Origin of the sequence: Tissierella praeacuta (assembly GCF_040396155.1) — a bacterium.
Taxonomy (GTDB): Bacteria; Bacillota; Clostridia; order Tissierellales; family Tissierellaceae; genus Tissierella; species Tissierella praeacuta_A.
In genome coordinates, this window is sequence record NZ_JBEBOY010000052.1 from 1 (window position 1) to 16,777 (window position 16,777).

General features: G+C 32.8%; 21 protein-coding genes. 3 read left to right on the forward strand and 18 right to left on the reverse strand.

What is annotated here, in order from left to right:
* Positions 1–193 precede the first annotated feature (193 nt).
* Positions 194–655 (reverse strand): GNAT family N-acetyltransferase, encoded by a 462-nt coding sequence (locus tag ABWP20_RS16400; protein WP_353097269.1) that lies wholly within the window; start codon positions 653–655, stop codon positions 194–196.
* Between the two features lie 212 nt (positions 656–867).
* On the opposite strand from ABWP20_RS16400, the gene ABWP20_RS16405 reads away from it, so the two are divergent.
* The gene (locus ABWP20_RS16405; protein ID WP_503012551.1) at positions 868–1,077 is read left to right on the forward strand and encodes an IS3 family transposase; all 210 of its coding nucleotides are present in this window, start codon (positions 868–870) and stop codon (positions 1,075–1,077) included.
* A gap of 51 nt (positions 1,078–1,128) precedes the next feature.
* Here ABWP20_RS16405 and ABWP20_RS16410 read toward each other — a convergent pair whose 3' ends face one another.
* The 4 genes from ABWP20_RS16410 to ABWP20_RS16425 form a co-directional block, all read right to left on the reverse strand.
* Positions 1,129–2,214 (reverse strand): VanZ family protein, encoded by a 1,086-nt coding sequence (locus ABWP20_RS16410; protein ID WP_353097270.1) that lies wholly within the window; start codon positions 2,212–2,214, stop codon positions 1,129–1,131.
* Between the two features lie 234 nt (positions 2,215–2,448).
* Positions 2,449–2,574: a hypothetical protein gene (locus ABWP20_RS16415; RefSeq protein ID WP_353097271.1), complete on the reverse strand. Its 126-nt coding sequence runs from the start codon at positions 2,572–2,574 to the stop codon at positions 2,449–2,451.
* Between the two features lie 31 nt (positions 2,575–2,605).
* Complete coding sequence (locus ABWP20_RS16420) at positions 2,606–3,769, reverse strand: alpha/beta hydrolase (RefSeq protein WP_353097272.1); 1,164 nt, start codon at positions 3,767–3,769, stop codon at positions 2,606–2,608.
* 176 nt (positions 3,770–3,945) lie between these two features.
* The gene (locus ABWP20_RS16425) at positions 3,946–4,716 is read right to left on the reverse strand and encodes a helix-turn-helix domain-containing protein (RefSeq protein WP_353097273.1); all 771 of its coding nucleotides are present in this window, start codon (positions 4,714–4,716) and stop codon (positions 3,946–3,948) included.
* Between the two features lie 767 nt (positions 4,717–5,483).
* Between ABWP20_RS16425 and ABWP20_RS16430 the strand changes: the two genes are divergently transcribed.
* A complete protein-coding gene (locus tag ABWP20_RS16430; protein WP_353097275.1) occupies positions 5,484–6,422 on the forward strand; it encodes a DDE-type integrase/transposase/recombinase in 939 nt (312 codons plus the stop codon).
* 21 nt (positions 6,423–6,443) lie between these two features.
* Here the strand turns inward: ABWP20_RS16430 and ABWP20_RS16435 are convergent, their stop codons facing one another.
* On the reverse strand, positions 6,444–6,659 hold the full coding sequence (locus tag ABWP20_RS16435; protein WP_353097276.1) for a hypothetical protein: 216 nt from the start codon (positions 6,657–6,659) through the stop codon (positions 6,444–6,446).
* Between the two features lie 179 nt (positions 6,660–6,838).
* Between ABWP20_RS16435 and ABWP20_RS16440 the strand changes: the two genes are divergently transcribed.
* Entirely contained in the window at positions 6,839–8,104 is a 1,266-nt protein-coding gene (locus ABWP20_RS16440) for an aminotransferase class V-fold PLP-dependent enzyme (protein ID WP_353097278.1), read from the forward strand.
* A gap of 165 nt (positions 8,105–8,269) precedes the next feature.
* Here ABWP20_RS16440 and ABWP20_RS16445 read toward each other — a convergent pair whose 3' ends face one another.
* From ABWP20_RS16445 to eutB, 12 genes are all read right to left on the reverse strand, one after another.
* The gene (locus ABWP20_RS16445) at positions 8,270–8,719 is read right to left on the reverse strand and encodes a EutQ-related cupin domain-containing protein (protein ID WP_353097293.1); all 450 of its coding nucleotides are present in this window, start codon (positions 8,717–8,719) and stop codon (positions 8,270–8,272) included.
* Between the two features lie 48 nt (positions 8,720–8,767).
* Entirely contained in the window at positions 8,768–9,853 is a 1,086-nt protein-coding gene (locus tag ABWP20_RS16450; protein ID WP_353097280.1) for an ethanolamine utilization protein EutH, read from the reverse strand.
* Between the two features lie 38 nt (positions 9,854–9,891).
* Positions 9,892–10,164 (reverse strand): EutN/CcmL family microcompartment protein, encoded by a 273-nt coding sequence (locus ABWP20_RS16455; RefSeq protein ID WP_353097282.1) that lies wholly within the window; start codon positions 10,162–10,164, stop codon positions 9,892–9,894.
* Positions 10,165–10,177: 13 nt separating this feature from the next.
* On the reverse strand, positions 10,178–10,795 hold the full coding sequence (locus ABWP20_RS16460; RefSeq protein WP_353097284.1) for a hypothetical protein: 618 nt from the start codon (positions 10,793–10,795) through the stop codon (positions 10,178–10,180).
* A 5-nt stretch (positions 10,796–10,800) separates the two neighbouring features.
* On the reverse strand, positions 10,801–11,436 hold the full coding sequence (gene eutD / locus ABWP20_RS16465) for an ethanolamine utilization phosphate acetyltransferase EutD (protein WP_353097285.1): 636 nt from the start codon (positions 11,434–11,436) through the stop codon (positions 10,801–10,803).
* Positions 11,437–11,446: 10 nt separating this feature from the next.
* Entirely contained in the window at positions 11,447–12,175 is a 729-nt protein-coding gene (locus ABWP20_RS16470) for a hypothetical protein (RefSeq protein WP_353097287.1), read from the reverse strand.
* Between the two features lie 113 nt (positions 12,176–12,288).
* Positions 12,289–12,579 carry a BMC domain-containing protein gene (locus ABWP20_RS16475; protein ID WP_094899924.1) on the reverse strand — a complete coding sequence of 97 codons (291 nt, stop codon included), beginning with the start codon at positions 12,577–12,579 and terminating at the stop codon, positions 12,289–12,291.
* A gap of 65 nt (positions 12,580–12,644) precedes the next feature.
* Positions 12,645–14,123, reverse strand: a complete 1,479-nt coding sequence (locus tag ABWP20_RS16480) for an acetaldehyde dehydrogenase (acetylating) (protein WP_353097289.1) — start codon at positions 14,121–14,123, stop codon at positions 12,645–12,647.
* The gene (locus ABWP20_RS18515; RefSeq protein ID WP_503012552.1) at positions 14,123–14,728 is read right to left on the reverse strand and encodes a BMC domain-containing protein; all 606 of its coding nucleotides are present in this window, start codon (positions 14,726–14,728) and stop codon (positions 14,123–14,125) included. The genes ABWP20_RS16480 and ABWP20_RS18515 overlap by 1 nt, the downstream gene beginning before the upstream one ends.
* Before the next feature lie 11 nt (positions 14,729–14,739).
* Complete coding sequence (gene eutL / locus ABWP20_RS16490) at positions 14,740–15,393, reverse strand: ethanolamine utilization microcompartment protein EutL (RefSeq protein WP_353097290.1); 654 nt, start codon at positions 15,391–15,393, stop codon at positions 14,740–14,742.
* Positions 15,394–15,425: 32 nt separating this feature from the next.
* The gene (eutC, locus tag ABWP20_RS16495; RefSeq protein WP_353097291.1) at positions 15,426–16,331 is read right to left on the reverse strand and encodes an ethanolamine ammonia-lyase subunit EutC; all 906 of its coding nucleotides are present in this window, start codon (positions 16,329–16,331) and stop codon (positions 15,426–15,428) included.
* Positions 16,332–16,356: 25 nt separating this feature from the next.
* Positions 16,357–16,777 (reverse strand): ethanolamine ammonia-lyase subunit EutB (gene eutB, locus ABWP20_RS16500; protein ID WP_353097292.1); only part of this gene is annotated, 421 nt, incomplete at its 5' end.

Here is a 16,777-nt window from a genome sequence, read left to right on the forward strand (position 1 = left end):
CATAAATCAGTGAGGAGTTATATCTTTTTAAGCGAAAAATATCCCGTATTTATGCAGGTTATGGCGTTTTGCAAACGCCTAAAGGTGTATTAAGTATAAGAGGTGATGTTTATATGGAACAGAAAAAGCTGGAAAACGCATAAAAAAACAGGTAATGATGGCTGGTGACACAGAAGAAACGATGTTGGTAAGTTTATAGTTCCAGCATCATTTTTAAATCAGACTCTAGGTATTTATTGTTAATAAGAGGAATATGCTTAAATCCAAATTTTTCATACAACTTTATAGCTGAAATCAGCTTATGATTAGTATATAAAATTATCTCTTTTATTTTTTCTTCATTTGCAACTTGTATACACTTTTCCATGAGCTTGTTTCCGATTTTTAATCCTTGAAACTTCTCAGTTACAGCTAATTTTGCTAATTCGTATATTTTCTCATCTACTCTAATCAAAGATACTGTTCCAACTATTTCTTCACCACACTTGGCGAAAAAAATACGACCTCCATTATCTAGTATAACTTCTTTTGGATTGTTTAGTATTCTTTCATCTTCTGGCTCTACTGAAACATACTTCTCAAGCCACTCATAAGATAGTCTTCTTAAATCGTTATAGTATTCATCCTGATATTGTACAATATCTACTTTGCTCATACTCCATTCCTCCAATGATTAATTTTCGTGATTAATGCAGCACTCAATATTTTTTTAATTCCAACCTTATTAGCTACTTTCTAATGCTATGAATGTTTCATTTAATTATACTTATATACATTATATAGACTCTCTGCTAACCTATAATGCTCATAAATACAGTATATCAAAATTTTGCAAAATCCTATAAATTCCTAGAAGCACTTATTACTATGAATCAAAATCCAAGAAATATAACACCAAAGGTTATAGAGATGTTTAAAACAAGTAAAAACAACTATGGTATAAGAAAAATCAAAGTAGAGCTTAAAACCGCAGACTATATAGTATCTAGAAGAAAAACAGGTAGAATAATGAAGCAAAATAGCTTAGTATCAAACTATACAAAACTATCTAAATTAGTGCTGACAATCCAGCTATGACAATATTCTGTCTTAAAATCTAAAACAAGAGAATGTTTGCTTTTTAAATCATTATTTTGATATAACAATGCGAGTATCACTAATCTTTTCGTAAAAAAATCTATTTTTCTTAATAACACAAAGTGCTGCATGTATTAGAACTAATATGATTAATACAAAATGTATTATAGAAATAATAATAATTGCATAGTTAATCTCAGTATTTTTATTTAATGCAGAAATAGCATTTAAAATTTTATTGCCACTAAATAATCCCAAATATAAAATACCATATCTTATAAATACTTCTTTAAAGGTTAATTTATCTCCTTGGCCTTTAACCCTTATAATTGTAAGCCATTTCCCAATAGTTTTACCATTAGTAAAATAAACAATTATAATAAAGTATATAAAAAATACTATTGCTTCTAATGAAATACTTTCTTCTATCCTAGGAATTAAACCAATGATAAACATATCTATAAGATATGCTAAAATTCTTCTAAAATAAGTTACCCTTATTTCTTCAAGATTTACGTCATCATCTATTTCACCTCTATTTGGAAGAAAGAAAGTAAACACTGGACTTATTAGATATCCAATATAACCTCCAGAAGTATTCAAAAACAGGTCATCAATATCAAAAAGTCTATAAGGAGCATTATAAATACCAAATATTCCAGTAATCTGCGTTACTTCAAAAAATAGTGACACTAGAAAAGTAATCAATAAGGTTCTTTTCAGATCTTTTTTGAAATAATATCTCAAATAAATTCCAAGCGGAGTAAGTAAAATTCCATTAAACACTGCTTGTAGAAAAGCTCTTTCAGTTAATAGATATTTGTATGTTGAGGGCATGGTTAGAACTACCTTTGTTTCTTTAAATATATCGCGGATAAAGTTAAAAGGTACCAGATTAAAATATTGAGTGTCAGCCGCCTGCAAACTTTTTATATCTCTTGTTGTTGGTAAAGGCAGTATTACTAAATAATAAGCCACAATTAAGTATAACAAAAAAGAATATAAAATAAAAACCCTAAATTTATTTATATACCCATGCTTTTTATATTGATAAATTGCAAAGGGAAAAGTAAAACATAAAGCTATAAATGGAAAGGTAATAAAAGCAATCTTTATGGAAAAAAAATATGCTTGCATAAAAATCCTCCTTAATATTTTTAATATATTGAAGTTAAGTTTTATTTATATTATAGCCATTTATTCTTAATTGAACATAAAACACTCCTTAAATAAACTTTAATATTAAGAAAGATATAAACACTGTTATGCTGATTTTATAGAATATTACAATATTTTTCAGCACAGAATTATATTATTAACCAAATGTTTTCAAACAGTTCTCTAGAAATTTAGATATTTTGGTTTAACTATTTACTCTTCTGATACATTGCCTAAGTTTTTAATATCTTCTTGATTACACATAAGATACTCCAATATTTCGATATTAATATAGATAGTCTTATCAGTATCTTTATTAGTTTCTGATGTAAGAGTCAAATTCCAAAACATCCTTTTGCGTTTAATACTATTAACATTTAATTTGTTCTATCCAATTAATCATAGTATCTAAAGTAAGCTTTGTATTTCCCATATTGCAGTGATTACAAGCACTTTCTTTTTCAGTAAAAAGTCTAAAAGTTAAGGATCTTACATTACTTAAACAATCCAGCTCATCCTTAAAAATTTTATAATTAATAAAATGATCCTTATTTGCTCCTATAATCAATACATCTTGATCAATTAAATGTCCAATATCTTCTATTTGAAACTCATTTAACTTTACTGCATATCCATAAGGAGACTTTGCATTATAAGCATACATACCATGCCTGATTCCCCAATCTACTGCAGCATCACTTTTAGCGCCTAAATGGAATATCAAATTAATTATAGGTGCCGCATGAAGCTTCATTAATAACTTTACTAACTTTTGCTCAACAGAAGGCATAGTGCTTAATATAACAGAAAAGAAATTAGGAAAAATAGACCATGCTATAACTCTTTTAATTCTCTTTTCATAAGCTGCCGCTCTAGGCGCTAACATTCCACCAAGTGATGCACCTATAATAGTAACCTCATTTAGTTTAAAATAATCAATAACTGCAGTTACTGGTTTTTCCCATTTATAAGTAAAATGTTTTCCTTGAATTCGCATAACATTACCTTGACCTGGCCCTTCAAAAAGATATACATCAAAGCCATTTTCAGCAAAATAAAGCATTGCAAAAAATAATTCCTCCATATAAGAATCATTTCCACCATGAAATAAAATGGTATCTTTCCTTTTTCCAACAGCTTTTGTATACAATACTGGGAGTTTTACATCTTCATAAAGCACTTCATACTTAATTACAGTTCCATCTTCAAAATATTCTTTATAATATTCATAAAACATATCCACAGCTAATCTATAATACTTTACTTTATCTGGATCATGGTCATACATGAAAAATTCACTCATTCTATAATAGGCAATAGTTTCTTTTATTCTTCCTTCTTTTTTAGCTTTATCACCTATTCCTATTAATTCTTCTTTCCATGTTATACTGTCTTTTATTTTATGAGAAATTTCTTTTAAATCCTCTAAATTACCTTCATTCCACATTATTATACGATTTAATTGAAAATTAAAATTAGGTTCTTCATTTAAAGAATATAATCCTTTTTCAAAAGTAATCTTATCCTTCTTCATTTTATCCTCTCCCCTATTATAACTTTTAAAGGTATAATCCTTATTTATTTGCCTATACCTTCATTATAATTGGAAATAGAATATAAAACTTCTAAATAATAGCTAAGTTTTAAATACTTTAGTTATTATTAATCGATTCTTAGGTTCAAATGGAACTTAATTTATGTTTTTGACTTTTATATTTGTACAACTTTTATATCTTTTCTAAATTCATTTGCTGATATTCCAAACATATTTTTATTAGTAGTAGCAAAATGGGAAGGGCTATGAAAACCCGCTTTTACAGAAGCTTCTGTAATACTTTCTCCTACTAAGATATATTCATACGCCTTTGCTATCTTCATAATGACTAAAAAGCTACTTAAAGATATCTTCGTTTCTTCCTTAAATAAATGAGAAAGTCTACTCTTAGATAAAAATACTCTCTCAGCCACTTCCTCTATAATACCTTCTGTAATTCCTTCCCTCTCTTGAAGCAAAAACAATACCTTCTTAATTCTTTCATCTGTAATATAAGGTTTTTTTGTATCCAACTTACAAGCTTTTAATATTCTTTCATAAGTATTAGAATACCTATTTTCTATTGAATTACCTTCTCTTATATTTACCATATTTTCATTCCAAATTTTTTTAATTTTTTGTACTGTATTTAAGGTCAGATTATGATAAAACTTCCCCTTTAAATATTTTTCTTCTATCTCCTTAGCCATATCTGTAGTTTCATCAAATAAATATACTAAAACATCATTTCCATTGTTTTCAATAGTATGAAATACATTAGAAGAAATAATAATTCCCCTGCAATTAATTTCTTCATCTTTAACAAAACACTTAATTTCTCCACCTAAGCTAATTAACAGATGCTTTGCCCAATGCTTGTGTTCCTTTGGCTCATTATAATCAGCTACCAAAAGTACATGATCCATAGAATAAAAAATTTCTGTCATAATTTCACCCATTTTAACCCTATAATTTATATTTTAAAAATATTATTAATTAAATTATATCATAGGTAAATAAAATGAACCTCTTCTTTTTAAATTTACAAAGTTAATAACTACAACTATTGGCGTCTTAACTAAATAAGATATCTCATTAGTAAAACTGTTTCTCTTTAAAAACAAGCACTTCAAAAGTAATTATATCTGCAGAATTTAATTGATACTTACTAAATTTAAAACAAGTTGTAAGAACTGATATCCAAAACTCTTTTTTAAATTCATCTAAGTAATCTTATGCTATAATTCCATTGTAGACTGACTTCCAACTTAGAGTATAAATACGACTTATGTCTTTCACATCACCAATCGTTACTTTTCTGATTTCTATATAAATTATCTCCTCCATAACACATCTGATTTTCTTGGTACTCTATCTCTTTTTTAGCTTTTCGATTCAAATAAAATTGTATCAAATTAAGGCCTTCAAAATGAACTTATCTTAAGGCTTTACTCGATACAATTTACTTCTCTGTTCTTTTTTCAAAAACTTTATAGTATATATTGTTTATATTTGCTAATGCATTCAAACCTTTTCACTTCTTAAAACATTGGCATATTTAAATGAATATGATAATTACAACCTGTTATGCTTCTTCTAACATCCTGTATTGATATGAGATAATACATGTGTGACAAGAAAACAATAAAAAAGGAAAGACCTCTGATATAATGTTGTTTAGCAGAACAAACAAAAATCGGAGGGATCTTTCCTTATGAAAACAATTATAACAGAAGAGATGAGGTTTCGTCAAAAGGTAGTCAAATATGCAATTAAACATGATAATAATGCTAAAGCAGCTAGAAGATATCACACTAGTCGCCAGCAAGTATGGCGTTGGAGAAAAAGATATGATGGAGATGTAAGATCGTTGGCAAATAGGAGTAGAAGACCCCAATCTCATCCTAAGCAACATACTCAAGAAGAGTTGGATTTAATAAGGCATAAACATAGATACCATCAGCATGAAGGATATGCACAGGTGTATAGGAAGTTAAAGGATGCAGGGTATGAAAGAACCTATGATTCTATGTGTAGACAGATAAGAAAAATGAAATTAAATGTAGCAAAGAAAAGAGCTAGTTATCCTAAATCAAATTATCGAAAAGATTCTGCTACTTATCTAGGAGAAAGAGTACAAATAGATGTAAAATATGTTCCAAATAAATGCATTGGTTTTGCAAGTAATCATAGTAGATATTACCAAATAACAGCTATTGATGAATATTCGAGAAAGAGATATTTAGAATTAGTTAATGAACTTAGCACATATAATACATCTAATTTTTTAAAACGCTTAGAAAAGAAATTAGGATTTAAAGTTGAATTAGTTCAAACAGATAATGGTAGCGAATTCGTTAATGATCAAGATATTACAAATAAGAAAACTAGATTTGAAAAATATTTAGAAAAACTAGATATAAAACACAAACGTATTCGCCCATATTCACCATGGCAAAATGGCATAGTAGAGCGTAGTCACAGGATAGACAATGAATTATTCTACAGTAGAAGACGATTTAGCAGTTACAAACAAATGGAAAAATCATTTATAAGATATAGTAAAAGATACAATAATATAGCAAGGAAAATTCTTAACTTTAAGACACCAAACGAAATGGTTAAGGACTATTACTCTGAAAATGCTGATTAAGATGATATTACCAGTAATTATTTAATCAAGGATCGCTATCGCTTTCCTCCTTGACAAATAAGGAATAGCCATTTCTCTTGCTACATCCCTTGCCACTAGTGCGTTTACTTTTATTCGACTAATATTCAAATAATGATTTACATGTGAGTTTCCCGTAGTAAAGTGGCCAGGAATTACATCTAGGGTTATCAACTTATTCTTTCGGGATTCAATAGTAAAAATACGATTTTCTAACATATTCTCCTCCTTTTTTACTTTAAAATTTTATTCATTCCTACTTAATTATAAAAGAAATAGGTATAAAGAAGTTGTTAAGAAAATTGGGAGGTTGGGAAACTTAATTAATTCTCCTGGGTGTCATTTCTTCCATAAGAAGCATATTATAAAGCAGTATGTATCAAAGGAGGTCAATATTTATGATATCCAATCTGAGAAACTGTTTTTTTGGAACTGACACACCTATAAGCACTCTCTGTGGATTTACAAACAGGGTATATTTAAATAATGCCGCGACTCCTTTGGTGGCTAAACCAGCCATTCAAGAGTTATACAAAACCCTCCCTATTTATTCATATGGCAATGAACCCAATGATTTATCAACTCAACTTACATCAAAATATAACGAGGTCAGAGATATAGTAATGAACTTTATCGGTGCCAACTCCTCGCTGGATACTGTTATTTACACCTCTAACACGACCTCAGCCATCAATATTCTCAGCCAAGTTTATTACGAGAAAGACCCGAATCAGGTCGTCTTGACGACGAGGATGGAGCATATGGCTAACTATCTGCCCTTCCGAGAAAGGATGAAGACTCTACTTGTCGACCTTACGCCAGATGGTAACGTAGATATGAACGACTATACCGCCAAGCTAGAACAATACAGTGGGCAGATTAAGCTGGTGACTGTAACTGGGGCGTCCAACATAACAGGTATAATTCCCCCCTTTCATGACATGGCTGCAATTGCTCATAGTCATGGAACCAAGATATTCGTTGACGCTGTACAGCTTGTACAGCACAAGAACTTTACCATGAAGCCTCATGATGATAATTCCCATATTGATTTTGTGTCATTTGACGGTCATAAATTTTACACAGGGCAATCTGGTGGCGTTCTGGTAGGAGACAGAGGATTTTTAGATCAATATAAACCATTGATATACGGCGCAGGTATTACTGATTTTGTAAGCAATTCAAAGATCATATATAAGGGTTCTCCCGAAAGGTATGAGGCCGGATACCCCGACTTCCTTGGGATCATTTCTTTGGGTGCGGCAATCCGTTTTATAAACGAGATTGGCATTAAAAATGTTGAAGAATGGGAACGAGGACTATACCAATACCTTATTAGGCGCCTAAGTCAAATCCCGAATTTGATTCTGTATGGCGACGTATATAACAATATACGAGTCCCGTTTGTAGCATTCAATCTTAAGAATATGTCATACCAGAGGCTTGCGAATAAACTTGGATATGGATATGGCATTGATATAGCATCGGGTACAAATGGGGCTAATTTATATGTTCAAGATCTACTTGGACTTACGGACAAGCAGGCATTTTCTCTCTATCGAAGCGGTGAAGGATACGGTATTGTTAGAGCTTCAATCGGACTGTTTAACAACTATGACGATATTGATCGTCTGGTTGATGCATTGTTCTGCATATCATCATAACCGTACTGCTTGCAGCTTCCTATCTATATTTATAACAACTCCGCTCCACGGATATTACTCGCTGTCAACATCAAAATTATCAATATCACTTATAAAAAACCTAAAAAGCCTGGGGCAAAAAGGCAAATTACTGGTATCTAATCCATTAATTTGCCTTTTTACAATTTATGATTGCCAATCAGCTGGATAAGTTATATAGATAAAACTTGCCTTTCCTTCAACTGAAAACTGAATACTTGAACCTCTTGGAATCAAAATCAATTCTCCTGCATTGGCAGTTATGTGCCGTCCATCTATGATAATAGTTAAAGTTCCTTCAATAATATAATCTATTTCATCATATCCTAAAGTCCAATTGAAGGTAGTATCTTCCATTACCATTAGGCCACAACCTAGTCTAGGACTTTCAGTAAGTGATACTAAATCCTTCGTATACACTTTATGATTAGGGTTACCTGTGTCCAATCGATCTTCCTCACTTACAGAAAACAATGGCAACGAAATCGCCATTACACCACTAGGGTCAACATGCCTCTTTGAAGAATCATTTAACTTATTACTGTATTCTTCCATTACGATACTACGAACTAACTTTTCAATTTCTAATCTGTCCATATTCAACATCTTACCCCCTTCCGTACTTAAATCTCTATAATATTAACTTTATTCAATCCTAAATACACGGTTAGATAGAAACATGGCAACAAGAACGGCAGAAATACCACCGACTAGCTTACCAATAATCATTGGAGTAATCAGTTCTGGTGCAACACCAGCTGTAAATCCTAAATGATCACCAAATGTAAAGGATGCTGAAACTGCAAAAGCAATATTAATCACCTTTCCACGTTTATCCATGTCCTTTACTGTTTGGAACATAGCGATGTTGTTAGCAAGAGAAGCAATTAGACCTGCTGCAGCAATATCATTCATTCCTAACAATTGACCTAGTTTCAACAATGGTTTCTTGAATATCTTTGTGATCAAAAACACCAATCCATAAGCACCGGCTAAAGTAATGGCAATACCACCAACTGTTTGGAATCCAACTTCAAGTGTATCTTGATTTTGAAATATTTTGATACCTAACAGCAAGTCTAACCCACCAATTGCCAGTCCAATGGCTGCAACAGCCACTATAATTTTCCCAAATATATTAAACCCTTTAATCATTCCTTCAGGGATTTTAAATAGTCCAATTGAAATTAGAATTGCTACAACTATTATAGGTATTAAATTCATAAAGACTTTAACTATTGGCATACCCATCACAATTCCTGCAACTAATGCTCCAATTGGAATAGTCACAATTCCACATAATACTCCTTGTGCCAAATACTTTGTATCTTCCTTGCTGATAATACCCAATCCCACTGGGATTGTAAATACAATTGTTGCCCCCATCATGGCTCCTAAAATGCCACCTGAGAAAAGCATAATTAGTGGATCAGTAGTCATTTGTTGTGCTAAGAAAAACCCACCCATATCATTTGCTAATAAAGTTCCTGCAAACATTGCTGGATCTGCTCCTAACAATTTATATAATGGAACTACTATAGGACTTAACCAATCTGATAACTTGGGTGCTACAACGATTATACCAGCCATTGAAAGTGCTAAAGAACCCATTGCTAGTATTCCTTCTTCAAATTGCTGACCTAAACCAGTTTTATTACCCAGTGAACGATCAATTGCACCTATGACCATTATAATCGTCATAACTAAAATTATTATTTCATTTATACTCATTCATTTCACTCCATTCTATTTATAAATAGTAGATCTTATCATGTCTTTGGATAGTCAACAGTGTCTATAATACCGATAATAACCATATCAACGGGAATACTTTTATCATCAAAAGATAGACGACCAGAGCTACCAGTCGTAATTAGTACGGATTCTCCAATGCCAGCACCTACACGATCAACTGCAACAACTAGAGCAGGATCCGAGTCATGTTCGTTTAGTTGTTTTTCAATGAGTAAAAATTTTAAACCATTTAACTTTTCATCCTTGCGAGTAGCCCATAAGCTACCAACAACTTTTCCAATGAACATAGTATGCTCCTTTCTATACTATCTGAACACCTAAATCACGCATATAATCCCTAGCCAATGCAGTGATAATGATGTTCTTATTAGTTTCAAAGATATCTCCTGCCTGTAAGTTCAGTTTTCGCACTTTTTCTATGGTAATAAGTTCCTTCTTATCTCTTTTACGAATTTCATCTTTTACTTCCTTATTTACAGTCTCATTTATCTTTTCAAAATTCTTTAATGGAAGTATAGAAGCACCGTACCTTACCAATTGGTTTTTATGATTCACAAGAACTTGTAGCAATGCTCGTGGGACCACATCTTGACTTGCCTGAAGCTCCATTCCTTCTTCTAAAAAAATAACATCCTTCTTATTCAATAAACGCTCCCAAATAGTTATTTCATCTTCTGTTTGAGGAAGCCCTAGTGCTATATGATTCATATTTAAAATAGATAGTTCAGTAACGATTATTATATCTATATCAAATTTATCTCTAGCTAATACTATTTTATAGCCTCTTTTTTCATAGTAAGCCCGAATACTCGAATATTCCTTTCCTAAAAATGCAACGGTCCCTATAAGTTCTTCCTTCTGTAAACGTTGAATAATAATATCCGTGATTTTTTGAACTAGTATTTCAATATTATCCATCTATGTCACCTCTTAACAATACGTCCTCGTACGCCTTTCTTATGACCGCAGGCGTTTGCTTCATCGTAATCGATGTGCATATAAGTCTCAAACTTAGGACTTACTCTCACTATAACATCATCAAATATAAGTGGCCTTTCACTAAACACTTGGACGAATACCTTCTCTCGATCTTTGACACCTAGATTTTCAGCATCTATATCTTTTACATGAATATGGCGTTTTGCAACTATGACACCTCTATCTAAGATAAAAGACTTAGAGCCACTCATTAAAGTAATTCCCGGAGTGTTTTCAACATTTCCACTTAATCGAACTGGTGCATTTATACCTAGTGAACGTGCATCTGTTAATGAAACCTCCACTTGACAGTTTTTTCGCTCTGGTCCAAGAATTATAACATTATGAATAGTACCTTTAGGTCCTTTTATACTTACTCGTTCTTCTGACGCAAATTCCCCTGTCTGTGATAAATATTTCGATGGACGTAATTGATAACCCTCTCCAAAGAGGGAATCTATTGCCTCCCGATTTAGATGTATATGCCGTCCACTTGCTTCAATTTCAAAAGTTTGATCCATTACTTCGTGTATACGAGATACAACTGTATCCACGATTGTATCAATATTATTTTTAGTCACATTCTCACCCCTATTCCACTGAATTTTCTTTTGACTGCACCATCAAAATCCAACAATAATCCTTTAAAATAGTCAATGTTGAAATACAATTTATATAATCCTCAAATGTTAAAATCTCTTTCATTTCCTTGGCAATAAAATGTTCTAGCTCTCGTAAATAAGAATGTAACTCAAATAAAGCTATAACACATTCTTCATCTTTATAGGTTGGAATAAAGGAATCTTCTGGATATAGACTGGCAACGTATGGCTTTTTGTCTTCCAGCAACCTTTCAATTTCCTGCACCAGATCTAACTTATCTGAAGCTAAAATTTCCATTGATATTGTCTTGACTACAATTAAGATAGTATTTAAAGCCTCTACTAACTCTATCTTTCCTATATGGTGACTTTTCTTTTGTAATGTCAAAATACGGCTTATTATAATATCAATTTTAATTTTAAATTGATAAGTTAAATGACTTCTCCACATTTTCTGCCCTTTTCCATTATCATATATTAAAACCTCTTGGATGTTTTTTGGTTCGCTTACTTTCAACTGAGTCATTGGGAAGGTTGCTTCTTGGTTCTTAGTCTCAGATGTTTCTGGTATTTCCATATATTCAATAGTAATATCCTTTAGATATTCTTTTGCAGAAGGTGTAATTATAGTCCCAGGTTCTAAAACTAAAGATTTTGTTTCTTTTAATCTCGTCGTACGGAATAGTTTTTTTATTTTACTTTCCGTCAAAATAGCCATTAGTATTCACTTCCCCTCGATAAAGAAAAGGCTGGACATAAGCTTTTATTATGCCTCAGCCCCACTTTTCATCTTCCAATTTTAAGTGTTCATCATGAGTGTTCGAAGCCTGATTATGATTGGGTATCGTATTTTGGTAGGATCACATCTACTTCCATATGTGGACGTGGTATTACATGAACAGATATTAACTCACCAACTGCCTCTGCCGCTGCTGCTCCAGCATCTGTTGCAGCTTTAACTGCTCCCACATCTCCACGAACCATAACTGTTACTAGTCCCCCACCTACTTGTTCTTTTCCAATTAATGTTACATTTGCTGCTTTAACCATTGCATCTGCTGCCTCTACTGCTGCTACCAATCCTTTTGTTTCAATCATACCTAATGCGTTTGTATTAGCCATTATAATATCCTCCTATATCTTTTATATTTTTATTTTGTTATCAATGTTATTGTTTTGCTCTTTGCTTACTTTAACTTTTGTAGAACACGTTCAACAAGTAAATCTACCAATTGGTCCTTACTAAGTCCTAAGTCTTCAACAGCCATAGCACTAACTTCTTCAAATATATCTTCTCCACGTATTTCATCTAATGTCCTAACGCCATAAACCACTCGTCGAAGATTAAATAAATTCTGTGGCCCAACATTGTCAGAAGTAGAGCTTCCTCCTACAGCTCCACAACCTAGTGTTAAAGCAGGCATAAGGTTTGTAGTTGCTCCTATTCCACCTAATGTAGCTGAACAGTTTATTAGCAGCCGTGAAACTGGTATTTTCAAGGCAAACTCTTCTATAATTTTTTTGTTTGTTGTGTGAATAACCATGGTGTGGCCTGCACCTTCAAAGTTTAAAATCTTGATACTTAAATCTCGAGCTTCTTCCCAAGTATTTACTGTATAAAAAGCTAAAATTGTTGATAATTTTTCTCTTGAAAAAGGTGCAAGATTACCAACACGTGTTTCTTCAGCAATAAGAATTTTTGCATCTTCTGGTATAGAAATCCCAGCTAATTCAGCAACAGCCTGTGCAGTCCTTCCAACGATCTTAGGATTCATTGTACCGTTTGGTCGTAGAATATACTTTTCAAGTTTTATGGCATCTTCTTTTGATAAGAAATAACCTCCTTGTTTCTTGAATTCTGCAATCACTTTTTCTTTACTGATTTCTTCAACAATAACAGACTGCTCAGATGCACAAACTGTACCATTATCAAATGTCTTAGATTCAATAATAAGCTCAACTGCTTTTTGAATATTTGCACTACGTTCTATAAATGCAGGTCCATTACCCGGTCCAACTCCAATTGCTGGTGTTCCAGAGGAATATGCTGCACGAACCATTGCAGACCCACCAGTAGCAAGAATTAAGTTTGTATTTTTATTTTTCATTAATTCATTGGTTGCCTCTATTGTAACTGTTGTAATTACACTAATAGCACCATCTGGTAAACCAACACTTTTTCCTGCTTCATTTATAATGCGAACTGTTTCCTTGATACAATTTACAGCACTTGGATGAGGTGAAAATACAATAGCATTTCCTGCCTTAATGCTTATTAGTGCTTTGTAGATAACTGTTGATGTGGGATTTGTTGAAGGAATAAGACCTGCAACCACTCCAACAGGAACAGCTACTTCCATATATTTAGCTTCTATATTATTTGTGATTACACCAACTGTCTTCATATCTTTAATTGCATTTAATACATCTCTTGATGCAAATGCATTTTTAAGTACTTTATCTTGCCATCTTCCAAATCCTGTTTCTTCTTGTGCCATTTTAGCTAGTTTCACACGACTATCAAAAGCTGCCTTTGCTATAGCCTTGCAAATGGTGTCGATTTGTTCTTGAGATAACTTAGCTATTTCTCTTTGGGCTTCTTTTGCTTTCTTCAGTAGATCCCTAGTTTCTTGAACTGAAATAAGGTCTTTATCTATCAATCCCATTAATGCTCAACTCCTTTATCTAGTAATGCTTCAATAAGCATTGCTTTATTAGCAGATTTAATTTCTGATTTCTTTATGGTAGAAAGATTTAATTTATATGCAAGTGAGCGTAAATCAGCCACTCTCATTTTTTCTAGTTCTCCTTTATCAAAGGATGAATCTACAGTTGTATCTACTCCATATTCTAAATTTTCTTGTAAAATTTCTTTTGATTCATTCAAAGGTATGAGTAAGGTATCCTTTTTTTCTTCCACTATTTCATCTTTCTCTATTTCTTCTATAATGGGTTGATTTGATTCTTTTGAATCCGAAGGATTATCTTCCTTTTTACCAAATGATTTTATCAACATCTGCTCAACTTGGTCATCCAAGCGTGGGATAACATGGCTACTGATTAGACAATTCTTATTTGCCACAGCAACTTCACCTGCCTCAACTGCCGCTTTTACTGCCTCAACATCTCCAATAAGATGAATTGTTGTCAATCCTCCACGAATCACTTCACTTCCAAGTAGAGTTACATTTGCCGCCTTTACAGCTTCATCTGCTGCTAGGATTGCTCCTAACTTTCCACGTACTTCAATTAAACCTAATGCTTTAGTCATATTAGCACCACCTAATAACTAGTTGGATTATCAGCAACGGCTTCCACAGCTTTAGCGAATGCTTCACAGGCTGCTTTACAAGCAGATTGTGACCCTGTTAGTAATGCTCCTGCAAAGTTTGTTTCAGATGGTGGTCCATAAAATACACTCATGCTTACATCAGCAGCTTTCAAAGCCGCATCAATAGCTACAATTGCTTCAAGTGGTGGTGCTATTAAATACGCAATTGCTTCTCCTTCTTTAACATTTGCTCCTTTTGAAAGATAAGAACCTGTTCTTGATACAGGATGGGCAAAATAAATTATTGAATTATCATCATTTGCACTATAAAAGCTAGCTTCATTTTCTATTACCTCTATAGCACGATCTAGACCACTTCCTATCTCTGCTGGACTTGGACCTGCTAAGATCCCAATAACTTCTCCTGCTAATTTTGTAGAAGCATTAGCAGCTCCAGCATACATACTTTTTGCATATACAACTGCTACATCTGATGCCTTCGTTGCTTCATCTAAGGCTACATATGTTACATCATCACTATCAGATGTGATAATCCCTAAACTTTTTTGGTTTGGTGCTAATTTTAATTCCTTTGCCAATCCATCATCAACATTTGGAATGATTTTTACACTTAAAATATTTGCACCTAATCGTTCATTTTTCATTAGGAAACCTCCTCTTTAAATCCGGCAGTCTTTTATTTTTCTTTCAAATCTAATCCAGACGCTTTATTATCTAACATTCTTTTGATAATTTCAGCAATATACGCTCCTGCTTCTACTGCTGGGGTTCCTTGTCTGTGAATATTGGAAACTACCGTTCTTCTAGCCTCTGGCATACCAATTGTTGGTTTATAAGCTATATATGCACTCATAGATTCTGATGTAACAAGTCCTGGTCTTTCTCCGATTAAAAGACAGACTACATCTGCTCCTGTTGCTTCTCCAATTTGATCCATAGCTGGCACGCGACAATGTTTTATAAAAACTACCTCTCCAAAATCAAGTTCAAACATCTTAAGTCCTTGCCGTAAAGAAGGTAAAATATCTCTAATATTTGCCTCTATTGCTGCGGAGCTTAAACCATCACCAACGATAACCTGCACTTTCTGATTTGGCTTCACAGCTTTTTTTATTGTATTTATTGCTTCATTTGAAAACTTACGACCTAAATCTGGACGTGTAAGATATTCATCCTTATCCTTGCATTCAGTAGTAACCTCCACAAATCCAAGCTCTTTAACTAGATCTTCATTAACATAAGAGAATACAGCATCCTGTGCAGCAGCATGATCTGCGCGAAATCGAAGACTAGGTTCCGTCATATATCTTGTACCTGCCCTCCACAATCCCAAGCGAGCTGGTGTATAGGATTTCATTTTTAAATAACCTTCTTTATCTGCTGCATTTGGTACTAAAAATTGCTTGCGAATATCTACCTCTGTAATATCTGATATAAATCCTTCTTCAATGTCCTGGGGCTTAGTAGATTGTATTGTGCCTATAGTTGCTTTTGTAGTTGAGCCATTTATAACTGGTGGTGCTTCATCTACCATTTCATTTAAAATTGATTTAATCATTTCCTTTAAGTTTAATTCGTCCATTAGTTATCCCTCCTCTTAAAAATATTTAATGCTTCAAGAATACAGATGCATCACCAGCTTTAGAAGTCAAACGTCCATTTTCACTAAATCCCATTTTTTCTAACCATTGGTCAAATTCTTTTATTGTTCGTTTATTTAATAATTGTCTAATTGATGCACCTTCATGGTATCCTGTAGTTTGATAATTTAACATAATATCATCACCATTTGGAATAGACATAATAAAGTTTACACCAGCTGTTGCAAGTAAAACCGTTAAATTTTCAGCATCATTTTGATCAGCCTTCATATGGTTGGTATAACAAACATCGCAACCCATGGAAATACCAGTTAACTTACCCATAAAATGATCCTCCAGACCTGCACGAATAACTTGCTTAGAGTCATATAGATACTCTGGTCCAATAAATCCAACAACTGTATTAACAAGGAACGGATCAAAATAT